Annotated in this window: 14 protein-coding genes; all 14 read right to left on the bottom strand. The window is 41.1% G+C overall.

The features are described 5' to 3' along the window. Positions 1 to 35: 35 nt before the first annotated feature. Positions 36 to 314, bottom strand: coding sequence for a DUF503 domain-containing protein (locus ACCB35_RS09605; protein ID WP_374056674.1), 279 nt, complete (start codon positions 312 to 314; stop codon positions 36 to 38). Then, entirely contained in the window at positions 311 to 2482 is a 2172-nt protein-coding gene (gene infB, locus ACCB35_RS09600; protein ID WP_044337363.1) for a translation initiation factor IF-2, read from the bottom strand. The genes ACCB35_RS09605 and infB overlap by 4 nt, the downstream gene beginning before the upstream one ends. A 4-nt stretch (positions 2483 to 2486) precedes the next feature. Further along, positions 2487 to 2804: a YlxQ family RNA-binding protein gene (locus tag ACCB35_RS09595; protein ID WP_044337364.1), complete on the bottom strand. Its 318-nt coding sequence runs from the start codon at positions 2802 to 2804 to the stop codon at positions 2487 to 2489. Between the two features lie 10 nt (positions 2805 to 2814). Further along, complete coding sequence (rnpM, locus tag ACCB35_RS09590) at positions 2815 to 3084, bottom strand: RNase P modulator RnpM (protein WP_374056673.1); 270 nt, start codon at positions 3082 to 3084, stop codon at positions 2815 to 2817. A 12-nt stretch (positions 3085 to 3096) separates the two neighbouring features. Beyond that, positions 3097 to 4230 (bottom strand): transcription termination factor NusA, encoded by a 1134-nt coding sequence (nusA, locus tag ACCB35_RS09585; RefSeq protein WP_374056672.1) that lies wholly within the window; start codon positions 4228 to 4230, stop codon positions 3097 to 3099. Between the two features lie 35 nt (positions 4231 to 4265). Next, positions 4266 to 4736 carry a ribosome maturation factor RimP gene (rimP, locus tag ACCB35_RS09580; protein ID WP_044337367.1) on the bottom strand — a complete coding sequence of 157 codons (471 nt, stop codon included), beginning with the start codon at positions 4734 to 4736 and terminating at the stop codon, positions 4266 to 4268. 186 nt (positions 4737 to 4922) lie between these two features. Next, positions 4923 to 9242, bottom strand: coding sequence for a PolC-type DNA polymerase III (locus ACCB35_RS09575; RefSeq protein WP_374056671.1), 4320 nt, complete (start codon positions 9240 to 9242; stop codon positions 4923 to 4925). A gap of 93 nt (positions 9243 to 9335) precedes the next feature. Beyond that, positions 9336 to 11045, bottom strand: a complete 1710-nt coding sequence (locus tag ACCB35_RS09570; RefSeq protein WP_374056670.1) for a proline--tRNA ligase — start codon at positions 11043 to 11045, stop codon at positions 9336 to 9338. A 139-nt stretch (positions 11046 to 11184) separates the two neighbouring features. Beyond that, the gene (gene rseP, locus ACCB35_RS09565) at positions 11185 to 12441 is read right to left on the bottom strand and encodes an RIP metalloprotease RseP (protein ID WP_374056669.1); all 1257 of its coding nucleotides are present in this window, start codon (positions 12439 to 12441) and stop codon (positions 11185 to 11187) included. A gap of 114 nt (positions 12442 to 12555) precedes the next feature. Then, positions 12556 to 13698, bottom strand: coding sequence for a 1-deoxy-D-xylulose-5-phosphate reductoisomerase (locus tag ACCB35_RS09560; protein WP_044338003.1), 1143 nt, complete (start codon positions 13696 to 13698; stop codon positions 12556 to 12558). Between the two features lie 37 nt (positions 13699 to 13735). Then, positions 13736 to 14521, bottom strand: a complete 786-nt coding sequence (locus ACCB35_RS09555) for a phosphatidate cytidylyltransferase (RefSeq protein ID WP_374056668.1) — start codon at positions 14519 to 14521, stop codon at positions 13736 to 13738. Next, positions 14521 to 15312 (bottom strand): isoprenyl transferase, encoded by a 792-nt coding sequence (locus tag ACCB35_RS09550; RefSeq protein ID WP_374056667.1) that lies wholly within the window; start codon positions 15310 to 15312, stop codon positions 14521 to 14523. The genes ACCB35_RS09555 and ACCB35_RS09550 overlap by 1 nt, the downstream gene beginning before the upstream one ends. Before the next feature lie 284 nt (positions 15313 to 15596). Then, positions 15597 to 16154: a ribosome recycling factor gene (frr, locus tag ACCB35_RS09545; protein ID WP_044337373.1), complete on the bottom strand. Its 558-nt coding sequence runs from the start codon at positions 16152 to 16154 to the stop codon at positions 15597 to 15599. Further along, positions 16154 to 16879: a UMP kinase gene (pyrH, locus tag ACCB35_RS09540; RefSeq protein WP_044337374.1), complete on the bottom strand. Its 726-nt coding sequence runs from the start codon at positions 16877 to 16879 to the stop codon at positions 16154 to 16156. Before pyrH ends, frr begins: the two co-directional genes overlap by 1 nt. Positions 16880 to 16925 lie beyond the last annotated feature (46 nt).

The following is a 16925-nucleotide window of genomic DNA, read 5'->3' as shown; positions in this document are numbered from 1 at the left end:
TCGTTATGGGTATATGTTGAAATATAAGCAGCTAATTACAATGACTCAACTCGCGTTTCCAGTCTTTCCCACTCCGGGAAAGAATCTATAAATTTCAATGCATGCTCTATTTCTCTTTCACTCGCCCCTTTAGAAGAAGCGACGGAGACGATGGCAATCCTTGTTCGTTGCCATACATCCTGATGTCCGATTTCTGAGACAGATACATTAAATTTTTGTTTAAGTCGTGACAAGACCCTCTGCAGGACCGCCCGCTTTTCTTTTAAAGAGTGAGAATCATAAATCATACACTCACATTCAACATACGTGATCATTTACGTGTAATTTCCTCCATGATGAAGGCTTCGATAACGTCGCCTTCTTTCACATCGTTAAAGTTCTTAATCGTAATACCACATTCGTAACCTTTGGCTACGTCTTTCGCATCATCCTTAAAGCGTTTAAGGGCATCCAGTTCACCTTCAAAGATAACAATTCCATCACGAATCAGACGAACACCGCTATCGCGAGAAATTTTACCTTCTGTTACATAGCTTCCCGCAATCGTACCGACTTTAGACACTTTAAATGTTTGACGGACTTCTGCCTGCCCAATGATTTTTTCTTCGAATTCTGGATCCAGCATCCCTTGCATAGCAGCTTCAATTTCCTCCATCACCTTATAGATAATGCGATGTAATCGAATTTCAACGCCTTCTGCCTCAGCAGTACGTTTAGCATTTACATCCGGGCGTACATTAAAACCAATCACAATGGCATTGGAAGCTGCTGCAAGTGTAATATCTGATTCGTTAATCGCTCCAACACCTGTATGGATGATTCGAATATTTACACCTTCAACTTCAATTTTCAGTAATGAAGCTGCAAGAGCTTCAACTGATCCCTGAACGTCCGCTTTAAGAACAAGGTTAAGGTCCTTCATTTCTCCTTGTTTCATTTGTTCAAACAGGTTTTCAAGGCTTACTTTAGACTTTTCTCCGCGCTGTGCTTGTAATGCTTGAGATGCACGGGCTTCACCAACCGAACGAGCCGTCTTCTCGTCTTCAAATACAACGAAACGATCTCCTGCTTGAGGAACATCATTTAAACCTGTGATTTCAACAGGGGCAGATGGACCTGCTTCTTTCACACGGCGGCCAAGATCATTGACCATTGCACGGACACGACCGAACGTGTTCCCTACAACGATAGGATCTCCAACTTTTAAAGTACCGTTTTGAACAAGTAAAGTCGCAACAGATCCTCGACCTTTGTCTAATTGTGCTTCAATCACTGTACCTTGTGCAAGGCGATTTGGATTCGCTTTTAGCTCTTCCACTTCACTTACAAGGACGATCATTTCAAGTAAATTATCGATACCTTCACCAGATAATGCAGATAGCGGTACGAAGATTGTGTCTCCACCCCACGCTTCAGGAACCAGTTCATATTCCGTTAATTCTTGCATTACACGATCTGGATTTGCAGCTTCCTTATCCATTTTATTAACGGCAATGATAATTGGAACTTCAGCAGCTTTCGCATGGTTGATTGCCTCGACTGTTTGAGGCATGACACCATCATCAGCGGCTACGACGATGATCGCAATATCCGTTACTTGAGCACCGCGGGCACGCATCGTTGTGAACGCAGCATGTCCAGGAGTATCAAGGAATGTGATTTTCTTTCCATCTACTTCTACTTGATAAGCACCGATATGCTGAGTGATTCCTCCAGCTTCTCCTGCCGTTACTTTTGTGTTACGGATTGAATCAAGCAGAGTCGTTTTACCATGGTCAACGTGACCCATGATTGTCACAACGGAAGGACGCTCTTCTACTTGCTCTTCGGTATCTTCTGTGAAATATACTTCAAGATCAGTAGCATCAACTTTGATCTCTTCTTCTACTTCCACTCCATATTCTCCTGCAATCAGCTCAATCGAGTCTTTATCCAACTCTTGGTTGATTGTTGCCATCACCCCAAGCATGAATAGCTTTTTAATGATTTCAGATGGCTCTTTGTGAAGCTTTTTCGCAAGCTCTGAAACCGTTAATGACTCTGAGAAAGTGATTTTTGAAGGAAGCTCTTTTTTCTTGGCAGGCTGCTGTTGCTGTGGAGCCTGTTTGAAATTTTTATTTTGCTTATTTTGTCTATTATTTTTGTTTTTGTTGTTGTTATTATTATTATTGAAGACCTTCTTCTCCTTTGATTGGTGCTGTTGTTCGTGTTTTTTTCCTTCACGACTTTTCGGTGCTGATTTTACTTTTTCCTTGTTAGGAGCTTCTTCTGACTTCGATGCATTGGGATCTTTTTGGGCAGCTTTATTCCCTTGACCTTTTGAATCACCTTTATACATCGCGTCTAATTTCGTTACTGCGTCGTCTTCTATAGTTGCCATATGGTTTGATACCTCAATATTCAGTTGCTTTAATTTTCCGATAACATCTTTGCTTGAAACATTATATTTTTTTGCATATTCATAAACACGCATCTTGCTCATATGTTCACCCCCACTGAGATTCATCGAGCAGTTCGGATAATTTCCCGGCAAAGCCTGCATCCATAATAGCCACCACTACTCTGGCTTCTTTTCCAATGGCCTGACCTAAATCATTTCTGCTATCCACCAAACTAACCTTGACATTGTAAGATTTACATTTGTCCGTGATTTTCTTGTGCGTATTAGCAGAAGCATCTTTGGAAAGAATGACAAGTTTTGCTCGTCCACTACGAACTTCTTTAATAACAAGCTCTTCACCTGAAATTATCTTACGTGCCCGATTCGCCAATCCTAAAAGTGACATCCAACGATTTTGATTCATACGCTAAACGTTACTCCTTCTCCACAAGGCTAATCAATTCATCGTATAGAGATTCATCTATTTTCGCTTGTAATTGATTGGCTAAAGTATTTTTCTTTTTAGCTTGTAAAATGACGTCTTTATCCTTTGAAAGATAAGCTCCCCGTCCTGATTTCTTACCGGTAGGATCGATGGAAACCTCCCCTTCTTTCGAGCGGACAATCCGGATCATTTCTTTCTTAGGCTTCATATCACCCGTTGCAACACACTTACGCAATGGTATTTTCTTATTTACACCCATCTTGGTCACCTCTTAATCTTGATTTTCAAAATCAATATTTAAAGGTTCGTTATCGTACTCTTCCTCTTCATCCTGAGGCAGGAAGGTATCTTCACGAGGGTATAGTCCCAGTTCCCGTGCGTCTGTTTCACTCTTGATATCAATCTTCCAGTTTGTCAATTTAGCTGCAAGGCGAGCGTTTTGACCACGTTTACCAATTGCAAGTGAAAGCTGATAATCCGGTACAACTACCCTTGTTGCTTTATCTTCTTCATTCACCTGTACATCCAGCACTTTAGATGGACTTAATGCATTGGCTACGAATGTTACTGGATCCTCAGACCATTGAACGATGTCAATTTTTTCACCTTTTAATTCGTTTACAATTGCTTGCACACGTGCACCTTTAGTTCCTACACAAGCACCAACAGGATCTACCTCTGAATTTTCTGCATGAACAGAGATTTTAGAACGATCTCCGGCTTCACGTGCAACAGATTTGATTTCTACCGTTCCATCAAAGATTTCGGGAACTTCGATTTCAAACAAACGTTTCAGTAATCCGGGGTGTGTCCGTGAAACAAAGATTTGAGGACCTTTTGTAGTCTTTTCAACCTTTGTGATAAACACTTTGATGCGATCATGAGGTTTATATGTTTCATTTGGCATCTGCTCGCTCACTGGTAAGAGCGCTTCAATCTTTCCTAGCGCCACATAAATAAAACGATTGTCCTGCCGTTGAACGATACCTGTCATGATATCTTCTTCGCGATCCACAAATTCGGAATATATAATTCCTCTTTCAGCTTCTCTTACTCGTTGGGTAACAACCTGTTTAGCCGTTTGGGCAGCGATACGGCCAAAGTCCTTAGGTGTAACTTCCAACTCAACAACGTCTCCCACCTCGTAGCTGGGGTTGATTTCCCCGGCGTCTTCAACAGAAATCTCAAGGCGGGAATCAAATACTTCGTCTACAACTTCTTTACGAGCAAAAACTCTCATCGTACCCGTTTCAAGATTAAGGTCTACACGGACATTTTGTGCTTGGTTAAAATTTCGTTTGTAAGCTGACACAAGTGCAGCTTCAATTGCTTCAATGATGACATCTCTTGCAATGCCTTTCTCTTTCTCTAAAACAGTAAGAGCATCTAATAACTGAGTGCTCATGGTGGTTTCATCCCCCTTTATAGTGCGGTTCGTTCCTATGAAAATGTAACAGCTAATCGTGCGACAGCTATCTTATCTGTTGGAATTTCAACCTTCTTTTTTCGAGTCTTAATGGTTACTTCTAATGCTAATTGGTCTGAAGTATAGGAAAGAAGTGTGCCTTCGAAGGCCTTTTCACCGTTCAACGGCTCATATGTTTTCACATAAACGTTTTTGCCGATGGCTTTCTCAAAGTCCTTTTCTTTCTTTAAAGGACGTTCAGCCCCCGGTGAAGAAACTTCTAAAAAGTAATTATGAGGAATTGGGTCAATTTCATCTAACTTTTCACTAAGTCTTTCACTTACTATTCCGCATTCTTCAATGTCGACACCTGAATCTTTGTCGATGAATACTCGAAGAAACCAATTGGATCCTTCTTTCACATATTCCATGTCGATGAGTTCTAGTGACATGTCATCTAAGATAGGTGTAACAAGTTCTTCTACGAGTGTTGTTATTTTGCTCATACTTACCTCCTGGTCTATATGAAAATCTTGCACCAAGACTAGAAATGATAGTTCAAAAAATCTCCATGTAATAACGAAAGAGTGGGGTGCGACCCCACTCTTCTACCTTTAGAGCTATCTTTAGTATTTCCAATAAAAATATACCATAATCAACATTTTTATGCAAACAATTCCCATGGTATCAGCTTAGAATAGGGATAGTTGGTTCTTATCCGGCAAGGCTTCCAAACAGCCGTGATTGTCCAGGTACTCGATAATGGTCTTGGAGACGCGACCTCTTTGTTGAAGATCTTCTTTAGATAGAAATTCCCCATTTTGTCTTGCATTGACAATATTGATGGCCGCATTCGTACCAAGCCCGGGAATCGAGTTGAACGGTGGAATCAATGAATCTCCATCTATCACAAATTCAGCCGCTTGTGAACGATACAGATCTACCTTTTGGAATTTGTATCCCCGTTCGCACATTTCAAGGGCCAACTCCAGTACTGTTAACGTGTTCTTTTCTTTCGGAGATGCATCCAGGCCCTTGCTGTTGATTTCTTCTATCTTAGCTCTGACGGCTTGTGATCCCCTCACCATGGCTTCAATATCGAAGTCCTCTGCACGTACCGTGAAGTAAGCAGCATAGTACAAGAGGGCATGATGCACTTTAAAGTAAGCAATACGGACCGCCATTAATACATAGGCAGCTGCATGGGCTTTCGGGAACATATATTTGATCTTCAAACAAGAATCAATGTACCAGTCCGGTACCCCATTTTTCTTCATTTCTTCTACCCATTCATCCTGGAGCCCCTTCCCTTTACGGACAAATTCCATAATCTTAAAGGCTAGTGAAGGCTCGAGTCCTTGATAGATGAGATAAACCATAATATCATCACGACATCCGATTACTTCGCTCAGATTACAAATATTATTATGAATAAGCTCTTGTGCATTGCCAAGCCATACATCAGTACCATGTGAAAGCCCTGATATTTGTACAAGCTCAGAAAATGTTGTCGGTTTTGTATCCTCGAGCATTTGACGAACGAATCGTGTACCGAATTCCGGGATTCCGAGCGTCCCGGTCTTACACAAGATCTGGTCCTCTGTCACTCCGAGCGATTCCGTCCCACTGAAGATTTTCATTACTTCAGGATCATCTGTTGGAATCGTTTTAGGGTCTACACCAGATAAATCTTGGAGCATACGAATCACGGTTGGATCATCGTGTCCCAGGATATCAAGCTTTAAGAGATTATCATGTATAGAATGGAAATCAAAATGTGTTGTTTTCCATTCCGAGCTTGAATCATCAGCAGGAAACTGGATGGGTGAGAAATCGTAAATATCCATATAATCAGGTACTACGATGATACCTCCAGGATGCTGACCAGTTGTTCTTTTCACCCCGGTACACCCGCTTACCAATCGATCGATTTCCGCTCCACGGATTTGCAGCTGATGGTCATTCGCGTATCCTTTAACATACCCATAGGCGGTCTTTTCCGCCACTGTACCGATAGTACCTGCCCGATATACATTGTCTTCACCGAACAGAACCTTCGTATAGTTATGGGCGTTAGGCTGATATTCACCTGAGAAGTTCAAATCGATATCAGGAACTTTATCTCCTTTAAATCCAAGGAATGTTTCGAAGGGAATATCATGACCATCCTTCTTGTATGGAATTCCACAATCAGGACAATCTTTATTAGGCAAATCAAACCCGGATCCTACCGATCCATCATCAAAGAACTCGGATTTCTTGCAAGCTGGACAAACATAGTGGGGAGGTAAAGGATTTACTTCCGTTATTTCTGTCATCGTGGCGACAAAAGAAGATCCTACTGATCCACGGGATCCTACCAGGTAACCATCATCCAATGACTTCTTTACGAGCTTATGTGAGATTAAATAGATGACTGCAAATCCATGCCCGATAATACTCTTTAATTCCTTTTCTAGCCTTGCTTCTACGATTTCAGGAAGCTCTTCTCCGTAGATGCTTTTTGCCATGGCATAACTCATGCGACGCATTTCTTCATCTGCACCTTCAATTTTAGGTGTATAAAGATCATCTCTAATTGGTTTAATAACATCTACAAGATCGGCTATTTTGTTGGAGTTATCCACAACAATTTCTTTCGCTGTTTCTTTCCCTAAGAAAGAGAATGCATCCAGCATCTCATTCGTTGTTCTGAAATGAACATCAGGAAGTTCATGTCGGTTTAACGGATTCGCCCCGCCTTGAGAGCCAACGAGAATCTTACGGTAAATCTTGTCGTTTTCATTTAAGTAATGAACATTACCAGTAGCCACAACGGGCTTATCCAATTTCTTACCAAGATCCACAATGTTTTTAATGATATCTTCAAGGTTTTTCTGACTTTGCACCAGATCCAACTCGATTAAGTGTTGATAGACTTCTTTTGGATGAACTTCCAGGTAATCATAGAATTGAGCAGTTTCCTCAACTTCTTCTTTCCCTTTTTGCATCATCCCTTCAAATACTTCGCCCTTGTCACAGCCTGAACCGACGAGAATTCCCGTTCGGTATTTTTGAAGCTGAGACCGGGGAATTCGCGGCACACGGAAAAAGTAATTCATGTGAGAAATGGATACTAGTTTATAGAGGTTCTTTAACCCTTCTTCCGTTTGAGCAATCAGTGTACAATGATATGGTCTTGACCGCTTGTATGCATCGCCTTTCCCCATATAATCATTAAATTGATTATGATTGGTGATTCCTTTTTCAACGGCATCTTTCAGCATTTTCAATAACAGGTAACCAGTTGCTTCTGCATCATAGATTGCACGGTGATGCTGCGTTAGTTCAACATCGAATTTCTTGGCTAACGTATTCAGACGGTGATTCTTAAATTGAGGGTACAGAAGCCTGGCCAGTTCCAATGTGTCGATGACCGGATTGGTTGCCTTAGGTAATCCGGCTTTTTGATACCCGGCATTTAAAAATCCCATATCAAAGGATGCATTATGGGCGACTAAAATATCGTCCCCTACCCATCTATGGTAGTCATGAAGAACATCCTTTATTTCAGGAGCCGTTTGCACCATGTCATCTGTGATCCCCGTTAATTCGATGGTTGTTGCTGATAACGGGTGATGGGGGTTGGCAAACGATTCGAACTTATCAATGACTTCTCCATCTTTGATTTTCACTGCGGCAAGTTCGATGATCGTATCATAAACGGCTGAAAGCCCCGTAGTTTCAACATCAAAAACAACATAGGTACTATCTTCGAGAGGAAGGTCTCGATCATTATAGGCGATTGGTACTCCATCATCTACAAGATTGGCCTCTACTCCATAGAGCAGTTTAATATCGTTCTTCTTGCTTGCGCTATACGCCTCAGGGAATGACTGTGCAACGGCATGATCCGTGATGGCCACAGCTTTATGCCCCCATTTTTTTGCTTGAGACACTAAACTTGATACGGAAGATACAGCATCCATCTGACTCATGGGTGTGTGCATGTGAAGCTCTACTCTTTTCTCATCTGCAGGGGCTGTATCCAGTCTCAGAACAGGTTTGATTTCGTTCACATCATTGGCAATCATAACAAGGTCGCGTACGAACGTATCATTTTGAATACTTCCACGACATCGTACCCACATACCTTTTTTCATAATGTTCATTACCGCTGCGTCTTCTTTATCCCTCGAGAACATTTTGACCAGGATGGAACTTGAGTAGTCAGTTACTTTAAACGTTAGTAATGTACGACCGCTTCGTAATTCGCGCGTTTCACAATCAAAGACATATCCTTCGATAGCGATTCGTCGTTCTTCATCATAAATCTCTTCAATCTTCCGGAAGTCAGCATCATCTTTAATTGTAAGACCCAGCATGAATGGACCGCTGGGTGCATCACTTGCTTCCTCTTTTTCAGCCTTTTCCATTTCAATAAGAGCCTGTTTCGCTCTTTCTTGATCTTCTTTAAGCTTTTCTTCTAAAAATTTCTCATACTCATTGCTCTGTTCCTCTACCTGACTAACTTCTGCATCTAAAACCAGTTTAGGAAAACCAAAGTTCTCGAAGGTAGAGGTGATCATGTCACCGTATTTTCTCTTTAATTGGGTTGCTTCTGTATCATTCGATGCCCGAACAATGATTTTGTTTCCATTGATTTTTGGTTTTTGGGTATTTAATAATTTTAATAATGGCGGTGAAATCCCTTGGATTTCTTTCACACAGTCCTGCCAATAATCCAAAATATGCTTTTCTGTTATTTGGGTATTCAATACTTTAATGGTAAATCCAACATTTGCAATATGTTTAAAGGATGTTTGCAGCGCAATTGAAAATTCACTCCACACATTACATGGAATGATTTCCTCAAAAGTAAAGTAAAAATGCCATTTCTTTTCCTTGCGAAACACCGCTAGTTTTTCGATTTCAGCGTTTTGAAAGTACTTTACAAAGGCATCCTCTGTTAACCCTAATTGACTTAGCAACAGTTGAAACCTTTCTCTTTTGCCCAGGGGCTTTTCTTCCATGATTCTTTTCCCCCATTTCTAATCGTGTTATTTACAGTAGAAAAAGGGCTGACAGCTAAGGATTGCCTCCTTCAAAGTCGAGCCCTTTTATGTTTAAGAAAGAGTCTTGAATAGTTCTTGGAGTTTTGGTAGAAGCTCGTCTTTGTGCACTTCCAGCATATCTCCTGATTTCCTTACTTTTACTTCAACGATGCCTTCCCCTGCTTTCTTTCCGACTGTTATGCGGATAGGAAGTCCAATCAGATCTGAGTCGGCGAATTTAACACCTGGACGCTCAGCCCGGTCATCCATTAATACATCATACCGATTATCTTTTAATGAGTCATATAATTCGTTTGCAAGATTTGCCTGTGCTTCATCCTTCATATTAATTGGAATTAAGTGAAGGTCAAATGGTGAAAGGTTCGTTGGCCAAACCAAACCATTATCATCATTAAATTGCTCTGCAACCGCTGCGAGGGTACGTGATACACCAATGCCATAACAGCCCATGATGATTGATTGAGATCGACCATTTTCATCTAAGAATGAACTTCCTAAAGCGTCAGAATATCTTGTCCCCAATTTGAATACATGTCCCACTTCAATTCCTTTTGCGAAAACAATCGTACCATTTCCGTCTGGTGAAGGGTCACCTTCTTGAATAAAACGAAGATCAGCATATCGAGAAACCTCAAAATCACGTCCAGGGTTCACGTTTGTGAAATGGTATCCTCCTACGTTTGCCCCGGCTACACCGTTCCGGATGTATTTAACTGCGTGATCGGCTACAATTTTCACTTCTTTATCTAATGAGCAAGGACCAATCGATCCGATTTCGCATCCTATGAGCGCCTTCGTTTCTTCTGCTGATGCCAATTCGACTACATTTGCATTTAGAAGGTTCTTCACTTTGATATCGTTAATTTCGTGATCACCACGGGATAATACCAGTACGTAATCATCATCTACTTTAAATAGCAGGGACTTAATACACTGAGCTTTATCGATCGATAGGAAAGAGGATACTTCTTCAATCGATTTACTCTCTGGTGTTGAAACCTTTTCCAGATCAAGTATATCTTCATCCGACTGCGTGTAGGAATCAACCACTTCAGCCATTTCTATATTGGCTGCATATTCGGATGTATCGGAGTAAGCAATCGTATCTTCTCCGACTTCAGATAATACCATGAATTCATGTGTATCCTTACCACCCATGGCTCCAGAGTCGGCGATGACTGCTCTGAAATTAAGCCCGCATCTGCTGAATATATTTGAATATGCTTGAAATAAAGCATCGTATGTCTCGTCCAAACTTTCAAAAGAAGAATGAAATGAATAGGCATCCTTCATAATGAACTCTCTTCCTCTAAGAAGTCCAAAACGTGGACGCTTTTCATCACGGAATTTTGTCTGAATTTGATACATCGTAAGGGGCAGACGCTTGTATGATTTGATTTCGTCCCTTACTAAACTTGTAATTACTTCCTCATGTGTTGCTCCAAGGGCAAATTCACGGTCATGGCGATCATTCAATCGCATTAATTCCGGGCCATACGTTCCCCAACGTCCTGATTCTTTCCACAGCTCAGAAGGTTGAAGAGCAGGCATAAGCATTTCGACAGCCCCTGCTCTATCCAGTTCTTCACGAATAATTTCTTCTACTTTCTTTAACACTTTATTTCCTAGTGGCAAGAAGCTATAAATACCACTAGCATTTTGTCTTATGAATCCTGCACGCAAGAGAAGCTGATGGCTCTTGATTTCTGCATCAGCTGGTGTTTCTCTAAGTGTAGGGATGAATGTTTTTCGTTGCTTCATCTATTAGCACCTCAGTTACCCTTTATGTAGTGTGGGAATTTCCTTCTCACTATTTTATCTTAAATTAACAGGCAGTAACACCCTCATTTTTTTCATTCTTGAGGGAGAAACTGCCTGTTCACGATTCACACATTATATTTTATAAGAAGAATCTTTGAATGTCATTCCATGTTACAACGAGCATCAGAACCATGAGGAGAGCAAACCCGACAAAATGGACCATTCCTTCCATTTGCCGGTCCACCGGTTTTCCTCTTACCGCTTCAACTGCGAAGAAAAGGAGTCTGCCTCCGTCAAGGGCAGGGATTGGCAGAAGATTCATAATTCCCAGGTTGATACTTAAGATGGCCGCCCATCTCATCAAGTAGTATATACCTGATTTAGCAACAACATCTGTTGACTGATAGATTCCGACCGGTCCTGATAACGCATCGATAGAGAACTCACCGGATACAAGCTTTCCTAGCAGAACAAAAATCATTTTGGTCCATTCATAGGTTTGTTGTGCACTATTGGTCACCACTTTGAGGGGGGACTTTTCAACAGGACTATGAACCCCAATGATACCTATTTCTTCCCCTTCAATTTCTTGAGGCTTTGGCGTGACAGGAATCTCAGTGTTTGAGCCATTCCGATCAACATTAAATCTCAGCTCATCCCCAGGGTGTTTCTGTATGATTGTAACAATATCTTCCCATGTTGAAATCTCTTTACCGTCTATACTTAAAACAATGTCATTTTCCTGAAGACCGGCTTCTTTAGCTGCCCCGTCTTTTGTCAATTCGCCAAGAACAGGATCATTTGTCGGAACCCCTTGCAATAGGCCCACAAGGATGAAAATGAAGAAGGCCAGGATAAAGTTAAAAAGCGGACCTGCAAAAATGGCCATGGCTCGTTGTGGCAGGGATTTAGACGCAAATTGACGATCCCAAGGCGCAATTTGTGTTTCCACTCCATCTTCAATGAACACGGCTTCCCTTGAGATCGAGAAGGTTTTCAGTTCCTCCTCATCTTCTTCGTATCCACGAATATGTAGCCTATGCTCTAAATCTGCTTCTTCTACTTCAATGACACGAATGTTCGGATACCGATCTTTGTTATTTAAGACAATTTTTCTTATCTTCTCATCCTGATCAAGTACAAGACCAACCCGATGTCCAGCCTTAAGCTCGACCATTTCTGGGTCTTCCCCGGCCATACGTACAAAGCCCCCAAGAGGCAATAATCGAATCGTGTAGGTTGTTTCATCCTTTTTGTAAGAAAAAACTTTAGGACCAAACCCAATGGCGAATTCACGGCATAGGATGCCTGCACGCTTAGCAAAAATCAAATGTCCTAGCTCATGAAAGAAAACTAAAGCTCCAAAAATAACAACAAAGGCAATCACCGTTTGCAAATAAAAAACCACCTTTTTTATAACCTGTCGGTAACAGATCTAAATGTTTAAAGTCCAGGCAAACACGTCCACTATCATACTACGTTACAGATCATGTAAACATGCCCAAGTACTCTACAACCAACTTGAAACGAGTTGGCGGGTCTGCCGGTCAATCTCATGTATGGTTTCAAGGTCAGGTCTATGTATCACTTGATGGGTATTCATAGCCTTTTCAATGTACATTTCAATATCGAGGAAAGATATTTTATTATCCAGGAACAAGGCAACAGCCGCTTCATTGGCAGCATTTAAAACCGTTGTCATACTACCGCCAATTCGACCTGCTTCATATGCAAATGCCAAACAACGGAATCGCTGTAAATCCATCTTCTCAAAATGAAGCTTACCCATTTCCACTAAATCCAACCTCTTACCTGGCCTTTGAAGCCTGTCTGGATATGTTAAAGCATATTGGATCGGCACACGCATATCAGGCGTGCCCAGTTGAGCCATAACAGATGAATCATGAAATTGAATCATGGAATGGATAATGCTTTCCCTATGCTGCACAACCTCGATACGATCATAAGGAATATCAAATAACCAATGAGCCTCAATCACCTCTAATCCCTTGTTCATCATAGAAGCAGAGTCGATGGTGATCTTCGCTCCCATCGACCAGTTCGGATGATTCAGGGCTTCTTTTACCGTGACACCAACTAATTCTTCTCTCGCACGGTCTCTAAAGCTGCCCCCGGAAGCAGTAATGATCAATTTTTCAATGTTCTTCTCTTGTTCTCCTTGAAGAGCTTGGAAGATAGCAGAATGCTCACTATCAACAGGCAATAGAGTGGTGCCCTTTTTCTTGGCCGCTTCCATCACCAGGTGTCCAGCTGTTACAAGAGTTTCCTTATTGGCGATTGCTATCATTTTCCCTGCCTCAATGGCTTGCAGTGTAGGATAGAGCCCCACACTTCCCAGGACTGCATTAACGAGTATGTCAGCTTCCTGGTGACAAGCCACCTCCACAAGACCTTCTTCCCCATACAGTACCTTGATGGATGTAGATAATTCTTTCGTTAATAATTCCGCATCTTCTTTATTCTGAACAGAAACCAACTGAGGATTGAATTCTTCAATCATTTTTCTTGCTTCTTCTATATTTCTGCCAACAGACATAGCTGTCAGTTTGAATTCTTCAGGATGCTCTCGAATTACATCAAGGGTTTGTGTTCCAATAGAACCCGTAGCTCCCATTAAGCTGATCTTTTTCAACAACTACACTCCTCCCGCTAGAAGCCTTCTACCTTTACTATAAAAGAAAGTGAAGAAGGGGTAACACAAATAATAAACTATCAAAACGATCAAGCATTCCACCATGGCCAGGTAATAAGTGACCTGAATCTTTTACTTTGTAATGTCTTTTCAGTGCGGATTCGACTAAGTCTCCCACTTGTCCAAACACAGAAAGAATCCCGGTCACGATAATGAGTTTAGGAATGGACATATCAAGATCTGTGAAGAATGTCATGATGACACCGACTACGATGGCACACATGATCCCGCCGACAAAACCTTCAATGGTTTTATTCGGACTGATTTCAGGCCAGAGCTTCTTTTTCCCCATCGCTCTTCCTATGAAATAAGCACCTGAGTCTGTCGCCCATATAATAAATAAAGCATAGAAAACAAACTGTACTCCTTCATCCAAACGGATCTCCATGAAATAATAGAAACCTATCCCTACATATAAAATGCTTAATAGAGCGAATGCCACATCATCGAATGTGTAGCGGTTCTTGGTTGCCACTGTATATGTTAAAAAGAGAAGCACAGCAAGAAAAGCCATTTCAATTTTGGAATAGCCAAAGTCAGCTATGATCCCAATGGCATCGGTTGGAATCAAGAAGACCCATAAAAGGGCAAGAGATAATAAACCGGGAATGGTAAAGATCCATTGTCCCCTCATCTTTAATGCTTCATATAAACTGATAGAAGCAATAAGATACATTAAAATAATAAATGGTGTTTCACCAAAAATGATGATCGGTAAAAATATTGCTGCAGCTACCACTGCTGTAATAATTCTTTGTTTCATTAGGATTCCTCGCTTTGTAACCCACCAAATCTTCTTGAACGACCTTGATATGCTTCAATTGCTTCTATTAAATGTTCTTTACCAAAATCCGGCCACAGTACGTCTGTAAAAAAGAACTCTGTATAAGCTAATTGCCAAAGCATAAAGTTACTTAAGCGGATTTCTCCACTCGTTCGAATAAGCAGGTCTGGATCTTTTAAATCTTTCGTCATCAAGTAACTCGAAAACACTTCTTCATTCAATTGGTTCTCATCTAGTATTCCATTCTGAACATCTTTTAAGACATGTTTCATGGAATCTATAATTTCTGAGCGGCTGCCATAATTTAAAGCAAAGTTTAATATCAAACCATCATTAAGCTTCGTAGCTTCCATCGCCTTAGTGACAGCTTTCTTCGTGTGGTTCGGCAGGGCATCAGGAGAACCCATCATTTTAACTTGAACATTTTCTTCTACTAATTCGGGCAGGAAAGTTCCTAGAAATTCCTCTGGCAACTTCATCAGGAACTCAACTTCCATTTTTGGGCGTTTCCAGTTCTCGGTTGAAAAAGCATAGAGTGTTAAGGCCTCTACACCCAATTCGTTTGCCAATTTAGTGATTCTCCGCACACATTTCATACCTTCATGGTGTCCAGCCACTCTGGGCAAGGCCCTTTTTTTAGCCCAGCGTCCATTGCCATCCATAATAATTGCTATATGACCCGGAATAGGGTGTTTTACTAATTCTTGAAATCGATCATCCACTTCCTCGGAAGTTTGCTGTCGTTTCCATTGCTTAAGCTTGTTTAGCATAAAAAATCCTCCACCAACAATCCAAAAAATATTTACCCTTACTATCATATCAAAAAATAAGGAAGATATCTTCAAGAAAATAGATTATGTATATTCATATAGGTTTCTTGAACGTTTTATACACCGTTGTTCCGCCCTGTCACAACTCATAAAAACGTTCTATCAGAGAACATGGGAAGCTTGCTATCAACACGCATACTCTAAACAAGCATAAACAAAGGGACTGTCCCATAAGGAATATGAGTTCACTTATAGGACAGCCCCTTAGGATTAGAATATGATCATTAAACTTCTAACATTTCTTGTTCTTTATCTTTTGCAATGCTATCGATCTTGACAATGCTCTCGTCTGTTGCTTTTTGAACGTCATCAGAGTATCCACGAAGATCATCTTCTGTTATGTCTCCGCTCTTCTCTTTCTTCTTAAGATCGTCATTTGCATCACGACGGATGTTACGGATCGCCACTTTTGCATCTTCAGCTTCTTTTTTCACAAGCTTCACAAGCTCTTTACGACGCTCTTCCGTTAAGGCAGGAACAACGATTCGTATAATATTCCCATCGCTCGTAGGTGTAATTCCCAGGTCTGATTTCAAAATCGCTTTCTCAATATCACCTAAAGCAGATTTGTCATAAGGCTGGATCACAAGCATACGGGCCTCTGGAATGGAAATACCCGCTAATTGATTTACAGGTGTCGGTGCACCATAGTAATCAACTGTGATCTTATCAAGTAGTGATGCGTTAGCCCTACCAGCTCGGATACTTGCTAACTCACGAGAAAATGTTTGAATAGCTTTTGTCATTCTTTCTTTCGCATTTGCAATGATCGTATTTGGCATTATGATTTCCCCCTAACGATTGTACCTATATTCTCACCAGTGATGGCCCTCTTAATATTCCCATCCTCCATAATAGAGAATACAATAAGTGGAATATCATTGTCCATACAAAGGGAAGAAGCTGTTGAATCCATTACAGCTAAACCTTCTTTCAGAACATCTAAATAGGAAAGTTCTTCATATTTAACAGCCGTTTCGTCCTTCTTAGGATCTGCTGAATATACCCCATCTACGTTGTTCTTAGCCATAAGGATCACTTCTGCTTCAATTTCAGCTGCTCTAAGTGCGGCAGTTGTATCTGTAGAGAAGTAAGGATTTCCGGTACCTGCTGCAAAAATCACAACACGTTTCTTCTCTAAGTGACGGATCGCTCTACGTCTAATATAAGGCTCTGCTACCTGACGCATGTCAATCGATGTTTGAACTCTTGTTTCAATACCCAGCTGTTCAAGGCTGTCTTGAAGAGCCAAAGAGTTCATAACGGTAGCAAGCATCCCCATATAATCTGCAGATGCACGGTCCATGCCCATTTCACTACCTATCTTACCACGCCAGATATTACCTCCGCCAACCACAACTGCCACTTCAACATCAAGTTCAGCAATTTCTTTTACTTCTTCTGCAACATTTTTAATGACAGAAGGATTGATTCCGAAGCCATCATCACCTGCTAATGCTTCTCCACTAAGTTTCAGAACGACACGTTTGTATTTTGGAACGCTCATGGGAACCTCCATAAAATAGAATTTTTCTTGAAAAATAGGGAACACG

Source organism: Rossellomorea sp. FM04394 (genome assembly GCF_041889765.1).
GTDB lineage: Bacteria > Bacillota > Bacilli > Bacillales > Bacillaceae_B > Rossellomorea > Rossellomorea aquimaris_B.
The sequence above is the reverse complement of the archived record's forward strand: the minus strand, read 5'-3'. Positions and strand labels throughout refer to the sequence as shown.